Source organism: Dyella terrae, assembly GCF_004322705.1.
Taxonomy (GTDB): domain Bacteria; phylum Pseudomonadota; class Gammaproteobacteria; order Xanthomonadales; family Rhodanobacteraceae; genus Dyella_D; species Dyella_D terrae.
Map to the genome: position 1 here is coordinate 2,211,248 of NZ_SIZZ01000001.1, position 15,474 is coordinate 2,226,721.

The 15,474-nt window shown below is 64.0% G+C and carries 15 protein-coding genes; 4 read left to right on the forward strand and 11 right to left on the reverse strand.

Annotated features, from left to right (window positions below):
* Positions 1-75: 75 nt before the first annotated feature.
* A complete protein-coding gene (locus tag EYV96_RS09845; protein ID WP_131151237.1) occupies positions 76-2,121 on the forward strand; it encodes a M13 family metallopeptidase in 2,046 nt (681 codons plus the stop codon).
* Between the two features lie 29 nt (positions 2,122-2,150).
* Here EYV96_RS09845 and EYV96_RS09850 read toward each other — a convergent pair whose 3' ends face one another.
* Both EYV96_RS09850 and EYV96_RS09855 read right to left on the reverse strand, forming a co-directional pair.
* Positions 2,151-2,534 carry a hypothetical protein gene (locus EYV96_RS09850; RefSeq protein WP_131151238.1) on the reverse strand — a complete coding sequence of 128 codons (384 nt, stop codon included), beginning with the start codon at positions 2,532-2,534 and terminating at the stop codon, positions 2,151-2,153.
* Between the two features lie 54 nt (positions 2,535-2,588).
* On the reverse strand, positions 2,589-3,065 hold the full coding sequence (locus EYV96_RS09855) for a hypothetical protein (RefSeq protein ID WP_131151239.1): 477 nt from the start codon (positions 3,063-3,065) through the stop codon (positions 2,589-2,591).
* Positions 3,066-3,351: 286 nt separating this feature from the next.
* On the opposite strand from EYV96_RS09855, the gene EYV96_RS09860 reads away from it, so the two are divergent.
* The gene (locus tag EYV96_RS09860) at positions 3,352-5,208 is read left to right on the forward strand and encodes a CPBP family intramembrane glutamic endopeptidase (protein ID WP_165488643.1); all 1,857 of its coding nucleotides are present in this window, start codon (positions 3,352-3,354) and stop codon (positions 5,206-5,208) included.
* Positions 5,209-5,274: 66 nt separating this feature from the next.
* Here EYV96_RS09860 and EYV96_RS09865 read toward each other — a convergent pair whose 3' ends face one another.
* The 7 genes from EYV96_RS09865 to EYV96_RS09895 form a co-directional block, all read right to left on the reverse strand.
* Entirely contained in the window at positions 5,275-6,201 is a 927-nt protein-coding gene (locus EYV96_RS09865; RefSeq protein ID WP_131151241.1) for a sugar ABC transporter substrate-binding protein, read from the reverse strand.
* Between the two features lie 133 nt (positions 6,202-6,334).
* Positions 6,335-6,760 carry a hypothetical protein gene (locus EYV96_RS09870; protein ID WP_131151242.1) on the reverse strand — a complete coding sequence of 142 codons (426 nt, stop codon included), beginning with the start codon at positions 6,758-6,760 and terminating at the stop codon, positions 6,335-6,337.
* A gap of 139 nt (positions 6,761-6,899) precedes the next feature.
* On the reverse strand, positions 6,900-7,904 hold the full coding sequence (locus EYV96_RS09875) for a class I fructose-bisphosphate aldolase (protein ID WP_131151243.1): 1,005 nt from the start codon (positions 7,902-7,904) through the stop codon (positions 6,900-6,902).
* A gap of 201 nt (positions 7,905-8,105) precedes the next feature.
* Positions 8,106-8,552 carry an energy transducer TonB gene (locus EYV96_RS09880; protein WP_131151244.1) on the reverse strand — a complete coding sequence of 149 codons (447 nt, stop codon included), beginning with the start codon at positions 8,550-8,552 and terminating at the stop codon, positions 8,106-8,108.
* Between the two features lie 100 nt (positions 8,553-8,652).
* Positions 8,653-10,122 (reverse strand): pyruvate kinase, encoded by a 1,470-nt coding sequence (gene pyk, locus EYV96_RS09885; RefSeq protein ID WP_131151245.1) that lies wholly within the window; start codon positions 10,120-10,122, stop codon positions 8,653-8,655.
* 320 nt (positions 10,123-10,442) lie between these two features.
* A complete protein-coding gene (locus EYV96_RS09890) occupies positions 10,443-11,252 on the reverse strand; it encodes a S1/P1 nuclease (protein WP_131151246.1) in 810 nt (269 codons plus the stop codon).
* Positions 11,253-11,355: 103 nt separating this feature from the next.
* The gene (locus EYV96_RS09895; RefSeq protein WP_131151247.1) at positions 11,356-11,832 is read right to left on the reverse strand and encodes an OsmC family protein; all 477 of its coding nucleotides are present in this window, start codon (positions 11,830-11,832) and stop codon (positions 11,356-11,358) included.
* A gap of 306 nt (positions 11,833-12,138) precedes the next feature.
* Between EYV96_RS09895 and gap the strand changes: the two genes are divergently transcribed.
* Together gap and EYV96_RS09905 are read left to right on the forward strand one after the other, a co-directional pair.
* A complete protein-coding gene (gene gap, locus EYV96_RS09900) occupies positions 12,139-13,152 on the forward strand; it encodes a type I glyceraldehyde-3-phosphate dehydrogenase (RefSeq protein WP_131151248.1) in 1,014 nt (337 codons plus the stop codon).
* Positions 13,153-13,417: 265 nt separating this feature from the next.
* On the forward strand, positions 13,418-13,825 hold the full coding sequence (locus EYV96_RS09905; RefSeq protein WP_131151249.1) for a group III truncated hemoglobin: 408 nt from the start codon (positions 13,418-13,420) through the stop codon (positions 13,823-13,825).
* A gap of 40 nt (positions 13,826-13,865) precedes the next feature.
* Here EYV96_RS09905 and tpx read toward each other — a convergent pair whose 3' ends face one another.
* Positions 13,866-14,366 (reverse strand): thiol peroxidase, encoded by a 501-nt coding sequence (gene tpx / locus EYV96_RS09910; RefSeq protein WP_131151250.1) that lies wholly within the window; start codon positions 14,364-14,366, stop codon positions 13,866-13,868.
* Between the two features lie 117 nt (positions 14,367-14,483).
* Positions 14,484-15,470 (reverse strand): fumarylacetoacetate hydrolase family protein, encoded by a 987-nt coding sequence (locus EYV96_RS09915; RefSeq protein WP_131151251.1) that lies wholly within the window; start codon positions 15,468-15,470, stop codon positions 14,484-14,486.
* Positions 15,471-15,474: the final 4 nt, after the last annotated feature.

Consider the following 15,474-nt stretch of genomic DNA (forward strand, 5'->3'; position numbering starts at 1 on the left):
TCCGGATTTGACCTGACTTGCACCCATCTATGTCACCTGTTACGTTCCGCGTGACATATCTGGGGAGGTTTTGGCATGCGGCGGCTCGTCCTGTGTTCGGCCCTGTTTTGTACGGGCTTGGTTGCCTTGTCCGTGGCGAGCAACGAACCCGCTGCGCGGGGCGCGGTGCCGCGCTCCGGTGTCGCGATCAACGACCTGGATCGCAGCGTGCGTCCACAGGACGACTTCTATCAGTTCGCTGTCGGCGGCTGGATCAAGCGGGTAAAAGGACCGGCCTATATGCCCGGCTGGAGCGCCGGCAGGGAACTCCAGCTCAACGTCTATGAGGCGCTGGACAAGGATGTCCGTGACCTGATGAAGGGCGGTCGCGCGACGGGCAACGAACACAAGCTCGCGGACATCTATGCCAGCTACATCCATGTGGAGCAGATCGACCGGCTCGGATTGACGCCCATTGCGCCCTATCTGGCGACATTCGACGCGGCGAAATCACCAGCCGATATCGCCGATGCCATCGCGATGCTCTCTGCCCAGGGCCTTGACCTGGGCATCGGCACCTGGGTGCATCCGGATGACGAAGATCCCAGCCGCTATCTGGCCGACTTCGTCCAGTCCGATCTTGGCTTGTCGGAGCGGGACTATTACCTGAGCGATGAGCCACGCTTTGCCACCATTCGCGACGCCTACCGCGGCCACGTGACGCGCGTGCTTTCGCTCTCGGGCGTGGCTGATGCGGACACACTTGCGCGCAAGGTGATCGCCCTGGAAACGCGACTGGCCAAAGCGCAGTGGACACCAGTGGCCACCCGTGTTCCGGGCGCTACCGCGCATCGCGTGTCACGCAAGGCACTGGCCGAAGCCGTACCAGGCCTCGACATGGCGCGATTTGCCCAAGGCATCGGCATTCCCGCCACGGCGGAGCACTTCAACATCAGTCAGCCCGACTACTTCGCCACCTACGGCAAGCTGCTGGCTGAGGTTCCGGCGCCCGTATGGCGCGCCTATCTGCGCGTGCGCCTCATCGATCATCTGGCGCGGTTCCTCCCGCAACCCTACCGTGACGAAGCCGACCGGTTCTTCAGTGGCACGCTCTATGGCGCGACGGCAAGCCGTCCGCGCTGGTTGCGGGCCATGGGTGTCCTGGAAGACAGCATGGGCGATGCGCTGGGGCAGCTGTACGTGCAGAAGCATGTTCCACCCGAGGCACAAGCGCGCGCACGTGTCGTTCTGGACAACGTGATTGCCAGCTTTCGCCAGCGCATTGCCGCCTCGGACTGGCTCAGTGACACCAGCAAACAAGGCGCCCTCGCCAAGCTCGACCAACTGGTGATTCGCATGGGCGCTCCCGGGCATATTCGCGATTACGGGCGCCTCGTCACGGCACCTGACGATGCCGTTGGCAACTGGATGCGTGCACGCACCCTGCTCGCACGCTTTGAGATCGAAAAGCTCTCGCGCCCCGTTGATCGCGAAGAATGGACGATGTCGCCGCAGTCGGTGAACGGGTATTACTCCGTCAGCCGCAATCAGGTGGTCCTGCCCGCCGCACTCCTACAGGCGCCCTACTTCCAGGCCGATGCGGACGATGCGGTCAATTACGGTGGGCTGGGCTTCTTCATCGCTCACGAGCTGAGCCATGCATTCGATCGCGCAGGTAGTCAGTACGACGGGGAAGGCAAACGTGTCGAATGGATGACGCCGGCAGATCGCGCTGAATTCGAGCGTCGCGCGCATGCCATCGTCGTTCAGTTCGATGACTATGCCGTGTCGCCCGGCCATCACCTCAACGGCGAACTGACCATTGGCGAGAACATCGCCGATACGTCGGGACTGGCGATCGCCTATGACGCCTATCAGCGATCCCTGCAGGGTCATCACGCCCCGGTCATCGAAGGCTTCACCGGCGATCAGCGCTTTTATCTGGGCTTTGCGAGAACCTGGGCTTCCGAGCCCATCGTCACGCAGGCAGCGATCACCCATGCACTCGCCGACACGCATGCACCGGACAGGTTTCGCGTCACCGGCGCGGTATCCAATCAGGATGCGTTCCATCGTGCCTACCGGGTGAAGGAAGGCGATGGCGAGTTCCGCGCGCCGGACAAGCGAGCACGCATTTGGTGACAGTCGTCTTCGCCGGCGCGTGGTGCCTGTCAGTCGACACACACCCGGCTGGCGATGCCGTCCTCGACGTACCCATGGCAACTGAGCGGCTGCTGTTCACGCGAGCACATACCCGAGGACGGATCGGACGTCGGTTCGTCCTGCAGACAATAGCCTTCGCACTCCGCGGATTTCTTGCAGGCTTTGCCAGCGTCTTTCGTAGGCACCTTGCATGAAGGAGGTATGGGTGCGCCGGGTATGCCAAAAACGCCCCACTCACCTCCCACGGTGTGACACGCCGATTCGTCGAGCGAAGGAAATCGTTTCCATCGTAGCGGCGGCTGGCCCGCTTCCTGCGCCGTGGCATGCATCGCCATGCCCAAGGCAAACAGTCCCGCCCACACCGCGATGCCACGCAAGCTGCGCGCTCTCATGAATCATCCTTGTCGGTTGCTTGAGTCATCCCCCTCATGCCCGGTGCCCTTCGCTCACCGCAGGCGCGTGAAGTAGTTCGTCCGCATGATCGGCGTCCCGTCGTTGCCCCAATAGACGGCCGTTTCGATCATCGACTTGCCATCGGCTGCCACGGTATAGATCCGTGTCGACGCGGGAACACTGCCCTTCGAGAGCGCCATGATCAGGACATTGGGCTCCGGGCGCCGGAAGGCGGCCGTGTCTGCCTCGGGGCTTCCCGTCACGGCGGAAGGCGTGCCATCGAGCGTACTGGTGCCCGCTGCGTGAATCTCGGTGCCGCCGGCATCGACGATGGCGACGTCCGTGGTCCATTGCCCCGGGCCGGCTTCACCGAAGGTGATGGTCACGCGCCTGGGCCGCGCCTCGGGCGCCATCGGCAAGCGCGAGGAATCGACTGCCCAACGGCCGACGAGAGGAGATACATGCGGGGAGGCAGCGAAAGCCGACGAGGCGAAACCGAACGTCATCAAGGCGGCAAGCAGGGCTTTCATGGGGGCATCCTTTGCACTCGGGAAAAAAAGGAAGTCAGCGGGCGATAGGCGTGCCGCCATGGGTTTCAGGTGACTCTTCCGGAAAGGTACCGCCGGAGTGCCAGCTTGCGTCGAAACTCGCCCGAGGCGCAACCGCTCCCTGATGACCGTGGCGGTCCGGCTGGGATACGCTGGGACAAGCCATCCCCGGGTGCCAGGGGGTACCGGATGGTGGCAGGGGAACATCATGAGCTTCGATTGTGCTTCGGCAGCGCCGCGTGTACTCGGCGGGACGATGACTGCGCGCATGCGCGGCATACTGGTCATGGGAATCGCACTGGCCATGGGCTGGAGCAGCGCGCCGTGCATCGCGCAGACATCCGCTCCCGCGCAGAGTCGCGCCTCGATCAGCATTGAGGATCTGCGCGATCCTGGGCGCGCGGCCGAATGGGTATCCGACGCACAGCAAAGCTCATACAAGCGTGTGCTGGCGGCCTATGCGGGCGAAACGTCTGCGCACCCTGCGGATGCCACGCTAGCGCTCGCGCAGTGCCGTTTCATCAGGCCCTATGCCTTCAGCGAAGAGATCGCGTGGAGCGATGACGCCCTTGCGGACCTGGACGCCTGTCGCGAGGCGATCGGTGCGCGCTTCAAGCAGGATGCCGAAGTCATCCTCTACGTGTTCGAGAGCGTGTGGGGCGAGGAGGCTATCAAGGCGATTCGGGCCGTTCAGCCCGCGAGCGAGCAGTGGACAAAGGCGCAGCAGTCCCGCCTCCATGCTCAGCTGTCGAATGCGTATTCGACAACGAAACAGAAGACGCTTGCCGGTCAGGAAGCCGTGATATCGGCGCGCCTCGATGCCAACAGCAGCGTGTTCAATGACGGCTTGCGCTACCTGTGCGATACCCAACGACGCAAGGAAGCCGAAACGCTTCTCGCATCGTCTCCCCTGCCCGATGAATCCTGGCGCCTTTCCGCGCGTCTTCACTTTGCCTCGGACAATCTGAGTCCCGCCGCCGCACTTGCCGAACTGGAGCGCGCCAAGGGTCGCAAGGGCATCTCCGATACCTGGCTGGCGGCCCACGTGTACGAGCGGGCCGGCAAATATGCCGAGGCCGCTGAAACGCTCGCCAGGATCGACACAAAGTCTGACTACCAGGGACCCGACCAATACAAGTTGCGGGCAGATATCGCTGCCGGCATCGGCGATCACCTGGCCGAAGCCACGGCAGTGAAGGAGTGGCTGGCCAAATCGGGCATCACGGCACCGGTGCTGTTTGCCTATGGCTCCTTGCTCGCGCATGCGCCTTCGCAGGGGTTCTCACTGCCACTGCTTCCCCTCGCGCTGACCCTTCTTCTGACCGCGCTCATGCTCGTTGTAGCGCCCGCCTTCCTCGCCTTTCCTGCCCACTATCGCGGCACGGTTCGCATGCGCCGTCACTTGCCGCTCGATCCGCCTTTCGCGCGCATTGGCCTGCGACATATGTGGCTTGGCCTGGCGACGCTTTTGCTTACGTCAGGCCTCGTCCCGGTGCTTGGCGCCGGCAACGCGGTCCAGGCGATTGGCGCGGGACACGTGCCCACCAGCACAGAGGCATCGTCCTTCGCGATGGTCGAACTGATGACGCTTGCGCTGGGAGCACTGCTGGTGCTGCCGGTCATCCTGAAGCTCTCATTTCGCGAGTGGATCGGCTCCCGTCAGTTCAAGTTCGCGGCCGTCGTCATCGTCGCCTTCATGGTGATCAAGTTGCTCGCTTACGGCCTTCTTGCGCATTCCGGCGCGGGTCACCAGGCCATCAAGCCGAACCAGCATGACCAACTGGTCAGCACCATGGCCGCCGGTGCGGTCTCGATGGGAGGCGCTTCGCTCGCGCTGATCCTCGTAGCGGTGCTGGCGCCCATTTATGAAGAGCTGATCTTCCGGGGCTTGATCCTCGGAGGCCTGGCGCGGCACCTGAGTTTTGGATGGTCGAACGCGTGGCAGGCGCTGATCTTCGCAACGATTCATTTCGACTTGCGCAACTTCGTTTTTTACCTTGCCTTCGGGCTGGTAGCCGGCTGGCTGGTGCGTCGCACGCGCGGACTGGCTGCGTCGATGCTGCTGCACGTGATCAATAACGGTATCGCCACCCTGGCGCTGTTATCGGCGTCATCCGCAGGGTAAGGGCAAGCGGTGGGCTCCCGGAGAGCGTCATTCTCCGGGAGCACTGCCTGTTCAGCAGCCTGTCGGTTACGGGCGAAGAAACGTTGTCACGTTGGATGCGTCCACCATCGGCGCGTCGAAGTACACGGTCGTAGGTTTGGCGGGCAGTTCCTTGCCGCTCAGCCAAAGATCGATGTGCGACACGGCCTCCTGCGCCATGGCCTCAAAGGGAATGGCAAACGTGGCGATGATCGTGCTCTTCGGCGATGCGATGCGCCGATACACGTCCTGACTCCCGTCCACGGTGACCATGCCCAGACGATCACGCCCGATCCCGTGCTCCTGCAGAAGGTCATCGACGACCACGGCCTGTCCATCGAACGACACCCACATGGCGCGCAAAGTCCCGGAGTGGTTCTCCATGATGTCGGTCGCACCGCGGCGGACATCACGCTTCCAGTCATGCGTATCGGTCATGGTGTGACTCGCCACTTCACGGACGCCGGCTTCCTCGGCAATCACCGCATCCAGCGTGCGTCCACGCATACGTGAGCCCGCGTTCTTTTCGTATCGGATCGTCGCCATGTCCCCGCTGTGTCCCAACGTTTCCATCAGATAGAGGGCACTGTCGGCGCCGACGTTGTAGTGATTGGCGTCCAGTTGCAGCGGTACGTAGGGGCTGTAGCCCGTCGTGATGGTCACGACCGGAATGCCCTGCCGCTGGGCACGCTCCAGTTCCCCGGCGGTTTCCTGGGGCTTGCCCATGCCAAGGACCATGGCATCCACGCGCTGATCGATCAGTTCGTTGAGGATCTGATGGTAGGCCTCCAGCGAGCCATTCGCGTTGCGAAGGATCACGTCGTGACCGGCGCGCAGGGCGGCATCGGCCGCGGCATGTTGCACGCGTTCCTGTGTATCGGCGCTTCCCTGAAAGATGGCGATGCCAATCGTGCCGGCCTGCGCTGGGGCGGCGATCATGGATACAGTGAATGCAAGCGCGTGGAATTTATTCAAGGACTACTCCCGTTCGAGGTGAGTCCTGACCATCGCTGCTGCGTACAGGTGCGCAAGTGAGGCTGCGCACACTACGCATGAATTCAGAGATGTCCTAGCTAATATCTGGATGTACCTCAGTTGAAGTCAATGGCTAACGCTGCAGCGTGCGCTCAGCCAACGACCAGATTTTCCACCAGGGGCGTGGCGGCGCGACGGCATCACCCGGTGAGGTCAGTCGCTCCGATTGCGGATCGTAGAGCGCGAGGCCGTGCTCTTTCACGAGACGGTTGACCAGGTCTTCCACCTGGCCGACTTTCGACATCTGGCAACTGACGATGACGTAGGCATCCGATCGTTCCATCGGATAGCTCCAGGGATTGGCGGCGGCATCGACGTCGTCTTCCGAGGCGTCATCCAGATCCGGATGTATGGCCACCAGGTCTCGATAGAACGCGGCGACGGAGGGGTGTGGCTGAACAAGGCTTTCATCACCCTCGCACAAGCGGGCGTAAACCTTCGCAGCGTGCTCGGGCGACGTGCGCGCGTGCGGATACCAGACGGCAAAGTCCCAGCTCATGCATTCCCCCCTTGGGTTCGCGTTGCGCGAACAGGCGCCAACTTTGGCATCCCGCCGGGGCGGCGAACAAGCGTGGGAACCGGGCAAAAAAAGGGCGCCACGAGGGCGCCCTTCTCTGACACTTAGCGTGAAGCGGCGATCAGCCGTTCCACTGGCCCAGCGCAGCCAGGCCGTTGTCCTTGGCGCGGGCAGCCACGGTCTTCTGGGCGTCGGCGTAGTTGGCCTTCATGTCCTTGGCCCACAGCTTCAGCGCAGCCTGCTGCATGGCGCGGCCATAGGAGAACGACAGCGGCCACGGGTGCGGGCCCATGCGGTTCATGGCGTTGAGGTGCGCGGTGGACTGTTCGTCCGTCTGGCCGCCGGACAGGAACACGATGCCCGGCAGGGTGGCCGGCACGGTGGTCTTGAGCACGCGCACGGTGGCGTCGGCGACTTCCTCGACTTCGGCCTGCTCGTCGCAGTCCTTGCCCGGGATGACCATGCTGACCTTCAGGATGGTGCCTTCCAGCAGGACGTTCTGCTCGTACAGGGCATTGAAGAGGCTGCGCAGCACGGCTTCGTGCACTTCGTAGCTCACTTCGATGGTGTGGTCGCCGTCCATGATGACTTCCGGCTCGACCATCGGCACGAGGCCCGATTCCTGGCACAGCGCGGCGTAGCGTGCCAGCGCGTGGCAGTTGGCTTCGATGGCGGTGGAGCTGGGGTTGTCTTCGCTGATGTTGATGACCGCGCGCCACTTGGCGAACTGGGCACCGAGCTTGGCGTATTCCTGCAGGCGGTCACGCAGGCCATCAAGGCCTTCGGTCACGACGTCGCCCGGGAAGCCGGCGAGCGCGACCGGACCCTTGTCGACCTTGATGCCCGGGATGATGCCGAGCTTCTTCATGACCTGGGTGAACGGCACGCCGTCCTTGGTCGACTGACGGATGGTTTCGTCATAGAGGATCGCGCCGGAGATGTGCTCGTTCAGCGCCGGGGCGGTGAGCAGCAGCTCACGGTAGGCGCGACGGTTCTCTTCGGTGTTCTCGATGCCGACGGCCTCGAAACGCTTCTTGATGGTGTTGGTCGATTCGTCGATGGCGATGATGCCCTTGCCAGGCGCGACCATCGCCAGTGCGATGCTTTCGAGATCTTCGATGCTCATGACGACTCCGTGGAACGAGGGGCGGTGTTGCAACCGCGCAAAGTGAATGCCTGCCCGTTTCCGGGACGGCAAGGCTTAAAGCGCGAGAGTATAGCCCGTTCGCACGGCAACCGCCCTGTCCCTCCCGGGAAAGGCATTCAGGAAGGCCCGGCCGGGTGCACCGGCCGTGGCTGGCGGGCCGCCGAAGCGACCCGGTGCGGTTCAACCCTGTCCGTAGCCGGGAAGCTGGCAGGCGGCGATGAGCTTGGCCTTGGCGGCGGCGTCAGCCGGCATGTTGAACGGCACGATGTAATAGGTCGCCACCGGCTCGCTGTGACGGTTGGTCAGCGACGGGCCATAGCGCAGGTTCTTCACGATGCTCACGGCGACCGAACCGAGATCGCTCTCTGGCGCCACTTTTTTCAGCTCGATGTTCATGGGCAGGCCATCGGAGCCGACCTGGTAGCTCACCGAGGCGCAGCCGGGCTTGTCCATGTTGCGGCCGGTGTTGGGGATGTCCGCGTTCACTTTGGTGTTCAGCAGGATCCAGTACGCCGACAGGTGGTCGGGATCGACCTTGCGGGCGTCCTGCGCCAGTACGGGGGTCGCAGCGGCCACCGCCATCACGGCCGCCAGGCCGCACAGCAACGGGCGAAGGGTCTTCTTCATGGGCAAACTCCTTGTACAGGCGGAGGGGGACGCAAGCCGCAGTGTAGCGGCGCGAAGCGTAAGCGGGACGTCACGTGCGACCTCCCGCCTTCCGGCGCGATTACAGGTCGCGCAGGCTCTCCACTTCGCCGTCCGGGCCCACCGACAGGAGCTTCAACGTGTTGGTGCCGCCGCCGCGACCGATATGGTCGCCGTGGGTCAGCACGACGCGATCGCCGTCGGACAACTTGCCCTGCTGGAACAACAGGCGCACCGCTTCGCGCGCCGATGCGGTCGGCGTCAGCGAGCTGGCATGCGTGAACTTCACCGGCTGCACATCGCGCAACACCAGCATGCGGCGACGCGCATCGTCGAACGGTGACAACGCATAGATCGGCACGGCGCTGCGATAGCGCGACAGCCACTGCGCCGTGGCGCCGGACTCGGTCAACGCGACCAGCGCGCGCACGCCAAGCTGGCTGGCCAGCAGCATCGCGGCCAATGCAATGGCCTGATCCGTTCGATCCAGGCGATGACCACTGATGTCTTCCTTCGGCTCGAACTGGCGCTCGGCACCGAGACAGATGCGACGCAGCGCGGCGACAGCCTTGTCCGGATGCGCGCCAGCGGCCGATTCCTCGGACAACATCACCGCGTCGGTGCCATCGATCACGGCGTTGGCCACGTCGAGCACCTCGGCGCGCGTCGGGATGGGCGAGCGCACCATCGACTGCAGCATCTGCGTGGCGGTGATCACGGCGCGATTGCGCTGCATGGATTCGCGAATGATCTTTTTCTGCAGGCCGGGCAGTTCGGCATCGCCGATTTCCACGCCCAGGTCACCGCGCGCCACCATCACGACGTCGGAGGCGTCGATGATTTCGCCCAGCACCGGAATGGCGTCAGCGCGCTCGATCTTGGCCACCAGCGAGGCCTTGCCGCCGGCCTCTTCCAGCAGGCGACGCGCCTGATCCATATCGGCAGCGGAGCGCACGAAGGACACGGCGAGGAAATCGCAGCCGATTTCCGCGGCGAGCTTGATGTCGTTCTTGTCCTTGTCCGACAGCGCGTCGACGGAGAGGCCACCGCCCTGACGGTTAAGTCCCTTGCGATCAGAGAGGCGACCCGGCACGCAGACATGCGTGTAGATCTTGCTGCCTTCGACGCGATCGACCGTAAGGCCGACCAGGCCGTCGTCCAGCAGCAGCACGTCACCCGGCACCACGTCGTTGGGCAGGCCGTAATAGCTGACGCCCACGCTTTCCTGGCTGCCAGGCGCGGCGTTGGGGCTGCAATCGAGCACGAAACTGTCGCCCATCTTCAGTTCGATGGGGCCGTTGGCAAAACGCTCGACGCGAATCTTGGGGCCTTGCAGGTCGGCCAGGATGCCGACTTCGCGGCCGACCTTGGCCGCCGCATCGCGGACGGCGGTAGCGCGGGCACGGTGATCGTCCGGCTGCCCGTGCGAGAGGTTCAGGCGAACCACGTCGACGCCTTCGGCGATGATTTTTTCGAGCATGCCAGGCGCGTCGGTGGCGGGACCGAGGGTGGCGACAATTTTGGTGCGGCGCAGCGGATTATCGTTCGTCATCCTTCGACACTAGCAGAACTGATGCGCTCCGCCAGAGGGTCGGCGCTCGTTGCGCGCGGCGTGCCGACGCAGTGGTGTGGAACTGGCATGGCATGCCCTACCACTGGACCATACTGGTATTACCACTGACCGACGCAAAGCTGGTCGGGCGATGGAAGTGGTATGCCTGATGACAAGCCACCATCGTCGATGGGGACGCACCTCAAACGCAGTTTGAAGCGATCCAGTGGAGCGCTCGCGACATACGTATGCAAAACGAAGAAGGGTGCCCGGAACACGTCCCGGGCACCCTTCGCATCACTATCGCGTTGCAGCAAAAATCAGTGCGTCAGTGCGAGATTGAGCACTTCGGCAAGGCGACGACCGGCCTGGCGCAGGCGCATTTCGGCGACCGGCAGGTTGGCCTTGACGTACGCGTCGTCGATCTTGTGGCCATCGGGATAGATCTTGCCGGAAATCTCGCAAGACTCTTCCGCCCATTGGGCGTAGGGGTTGTCCAGCGGTGCGCGTGGGGCCGGCAATGCGACCGGACCCTCCGCACTGAGTTCATCGGCGTAGTCCTTCCACTCCTTGCCGTGGGTCTTGAGCATGCCGGAGTCCCACAGGCTGTGCAGGTTGGTGCCCTTGCCGTCGAACTGAACCTGATAGGTGTTGCCGCCCTTGTCGTCACGCGAACCAGCGTGCAGCGGCTGATGGATGTCGCCTACGAAATGCACGACGAACTTCAGTGCTTCCAGACGCGTGGCGTCGGACTGCCTGGTGTCTTCAAGCACGGTGACGTAGTGCTCGATCGCGGCGACGATGCAGTTGTCGCCCTTGCAGTCGCGCGGCGGTTGGTAATCGCAGTCGCCATGCAGGAAGTTGATGTAGTGCAGTCCCTGCGTGGATTTCCACAGCGCCTGCTGGTCCTTGTCATTGCGCAGGTCGTCCGGCCAGCTGGCGATGTCGGCCAGGGACTTGGTGTGGTCCAGCGCCAGCAGACGCTCAACTTCGGCTTCGGCCGACGGACTGAGGTGGCGCTGGGCCAGATCGGCGACGATGGCATGGCCCTGGCGACCCCAGGCATGCGCCGACGGCGCAACGACAAGGGCGGCAAGGACGAGGGCAAGCGCGCGACGCGGGTATTTCATGACTTTTCCGGCGGATGGATAGGAATCGGCCGGTCAGTTTGCCATACGTATATGGCAAACCCTGACATCTCTGACGGCGCCGAGCTACTCGGCGCCCCGCCCTTCAGGCCATGCTCTTGGCGACTTCGTGCAGCAAGGTTCCCTGCCCGTCACGGACACTGACATCCACGGGAATGCCCTGGCGCACGCTCTGGGTGACGATGCAGAAATCCTCGAACTGCGCGAGCGCGCGATCCAGGTGCGACAGGTCGGCTTCTACGCTGTCCATCTTCAGCTCCACGCCGATGCGCGCCACGCGCCAGCGACCGTGCTCGTTGCGCTCCAGCGTGGCGCGGGCATGCGCGGCCAGGTGCTGCGGGTCATTTTTGTACTTGCGCAGGGCGAACAGCAGGCTGGCCGACAGGCAGTTGGCCACGGCCGCCGCCAGCATGCGGCTGGGGTTCGGGCCATGCCCTTGACCGAGCGGTGGCGCCTCATCGGTCATCAGGTCGGGGATGCTGGTGTCGTCGAAACGCACGCGGAACTCGAAATCCGAGGTCTGCTCCAGCGTGATTTCGATGACCTGCTGCTCACTGCTCATGGCCCAAGACTCCCTGCGAATGACACGACGATGGGCGTTGAGCCTAACCCACATTCGCGCGCGTGGGACCGTGCCGGAGGAGACAGATGCGCACGGGTGCCGTCCTGTATCGAAGCTGTCGTGACGCAAATTGGCATGGCCGCCATGTCCCGCCACGGCGCGCACGGAAAAAAGTGGTATTCCCTACCCTGGCTGACTCGCCATTGTCGCAACCTGCGGCGGGAACGGTCCGATTCGGGCTAAAATGGGCGCTTTGGTGGCCGTCGGCCACCGCTGCCCCGCCATCACCCTGGAGGAAGCTGTCCCATGGCCATCAAGGTCGCCATCAATGGTTACGGTCGCATCGGCCGCAATACCCTTCGCGCACTGTACGAATCCGGTCGCACGAACGAGATCCAGATCGTCGCGGTCAACGACCTCGGCGACGCCGAGACCAACGCGCACCTGACCCAGTACGACACCGCCCATGGCCGTTTCCCGGGCACCGTGACGGTGGAAGGTGGCGATCTGGTCGTCAACGGCGACCGCATCAAGGTTTGCGCCGAGCGCGATCCGTCGAAGCTGCCGTGGGGCGAACTGGGCGTTGACGTGGTGCTGGAATGCACCGGCCTGTTCACCACCAAGGCCAAGGCCTCGGCCCACATCGCCGCGGGCGCCAAGAAGGTCATCATCTCCGCCCCGGGCGGCAGCGACGTGGACGGCACCTTCGTCTACGGCGTGAACCATGACCAGCTGACCGCCGCGCACCAGGTGATCTCCAACGCCTCGTGCACCACCAACTGCCTGGCGCCGCTGGCCAAGGTCCTGCACGAGAAGATCGGCATCGTGCACGGCCTGATGACCACCATCCACGCCTACACCAACGACCAGGTGCTGACGGACGTCTATCACTCGGACCTGCGTCGCGCCCGTTCGGCCACGATGAGCCAGATCCCGACCAAGACCGGCGCCGCCGCCGCGGTGGGCCTGGTGCTTCCGGAACTCAACGGCAAGCTGGACGGTTTTGCCATGCGCGTGCCGACAATCAACGTGTCGGTCGTTGACCTCTCCTTCGTGGCCGCTCGCGCCACCACCAAGGAAGAAATCGACGCCGCCATCAACGAAGCGGCCAATGGCAAGCTCAAGGGCATCCTGGCGGTGAACACCAAGCCGCTGGTGTCGGTCGACTTCAACCACAACCCGGCTTCGTCCACCTACGACGCCACCCAGACCCGCGTCATGGAAGGCACGCTGGTCAAGGTGCTCAGCTGGTACGACAACGAGTGGGGTTTCTCGAACCGCATGCTCGACATGACCGTGGCGCTGATGGCTGCGAAGTAAGACGTGGTGCGAGGGGCTGGCTTGCCGGCCCTTTGCCACCTGATGTGACGAAGGCTCGCGTGCCGGCAGGCATGCGGGCCTTCTTTTTGGGTACGCAGGCGACGACTCCTTGCCGCCGCCCTTCCGGCGCAGGCCGGAAGGGCGAATCCCGTGGGTACACATGGATGTCTGGCGCGCCGCTGAAGCTGTCTCAATGCGGGCGATCAGACCGCGACAAAGCGGCGCAGCCTCGCCCGCAGGCCGGCCGCGGGCGTATCGTGACACCATGACCGTCCTCCCCCTGAATACCGCTTCCATCGCCCTGCTCGTGGATCGCTTCTACGACAAGGTGCAGAAGCACCCCACCCTGGGCCCGGTATTCAATCCGGCCGTGCACGACTGGACGGAGCACAAGGAAACGCTCGTGGCCTTCTGGTCGCAAGTGGCGTTGGGAGAACGCGGCTATAACGGCTCGCCGATGTCGGCGCATCAGAAGCACAACACGATTCGCGCGGCGCATTTCGATGACTGGCTTGCGCTATGGCGGGAGACGACGCGCGAGGTGCTCGATGAAGACGGTGCGGCGAAGATGATCGATTTCGCCGAACGCATCGGCCGCAGCCTGCGTTATGGGCTGGGTATTCCGATGCAGGGACGCGGGCTGGGGATTCCGCTCGTTTCCGTGGGCAAGTGAGGAACCGGCCGGCTCGACCGGCCCCCACCCGATATGGCGCTTACGCCAGCACAGCCAGCGCCGCGTCGTAGTTCGGCTCGTCGGCGATCTCGCCCACCATTTCCGCGTGCAGCACCTTGTCGCTCTCATCGAGCACGACGACTGCACGTGCGGCCAGGCCGGCAAGCGGGCCCGAAGCAAGGGCGACACCGTAGTTCTTGAGGAAGTCATGACCACGCAGCGTCGAGAGCGTCACGACGTTGTCGAGGCCTTCCGCACCACAGAAGCGCGCCTGCGCAAATGGCAGATCGGCGGAGATGCAGAGCACGACGGCGTTGTTCAGCTGCGATGCTTTCTGGTTGAACTGGCGAACCGACATCGCGCAGGTCGGCGTGTCGATGCTGGGGAAGATGTTGAGGATCTTGCGCTTGCCGGCAAACGTGCCCAGCGCGACGTCGGAGAGGTCCTTGGCGACCAGCGAGAATGCGGGAGCCTTGCTGCCTTCGGCGGGAAACGTGCCGTCGACCTGGACCGGATTGCCCTTCAGGGTGACTTGCGACATGAGCGTGCCTCAATGGATGGGGAAGTGGTCCGGCGACGATAGCGCCATGGCTGTCCCGAGGCAAAAGAAAAGCCGCCGGGCGTGACGCCAGGCGGCTTATCGGGACAGCCTGGTGAATCAGGCCTTCTGCGGCGCGATCACCTGCTCAATTGAACCGAAGATCGAAGCGCCCTGCGCATCGGTCACGTCGATCTTCAGCGTGTCGCCATACTTCAGGAACGGCGTCGTCGCCTTGCCGTCACGCAGCGTTTCGACGGTGCGCTGTTCGGCCAGGCAGGAGGCACCCTTGCTGGTGTCTTCGTTGGCGATGGTGCCGGAGCCCACGATGGTGCCGGCCGTCAGCGGACGCGTCTTGGCGGCGTGGGCCACCAGCTGCGCGAAGTTGAACTGCATGTCGACGCCGCATTCGGCCTCGCCGAACCACTGGTCGTTGAGCCAGGTGCGCATCGGCAGGTGCAGCTTTTCGTCCTTCCAGACATCGCCCAGCTCGTCCGGCGTGACGAACACCGGCGACAGCGCGGAGCGCGGCTTGCTCTGCAGGAAGCCGAAGCCCTTGGCCAGTTCGCCCGGAATGAGACCGCGCAGCGACACGTCATTGACGAGACCGACGAGCTGGATGTGTTCGGCGGCCTTGCCGGGCGACACAGCCATCGGGACGTCGTCGGTGATGACGACGACTTCAGCTTCGAGATCGATGCCGTATTCCTCGCTGGGCACGATCACGGGATCGCGCGGCCCAAGAAAGCCGGCGCTCACCGCCTGGTACATCAGCGGATCGACATAGAACGACTCCGGCACTTCCGCGCCACGCGCGCGACGCACGCGCTCGACGTGCGGCAAGTAAGCGCTGCCGTCGACGAACTCGTAGGCGCGCGGCAACGGCGCCGCCATGGCGGCGACGTCCAGTGGGAACACGCCCTCGGCTTCACCCGCGTTGAGCGATTCCGACAAGGCGTTCAGGCGCGGCGCGACATTCGACCAATCGTCCAGCGCCGCCTGCAGCGTGACGGCGATGCCGGTGGCCTTCACGGCGCGCGTCAGATCACGACTGACCACGATCAGGGTGCCGTCGCGACCGCCTTCCTTAAGACTGCCCAGTTTCATTGCG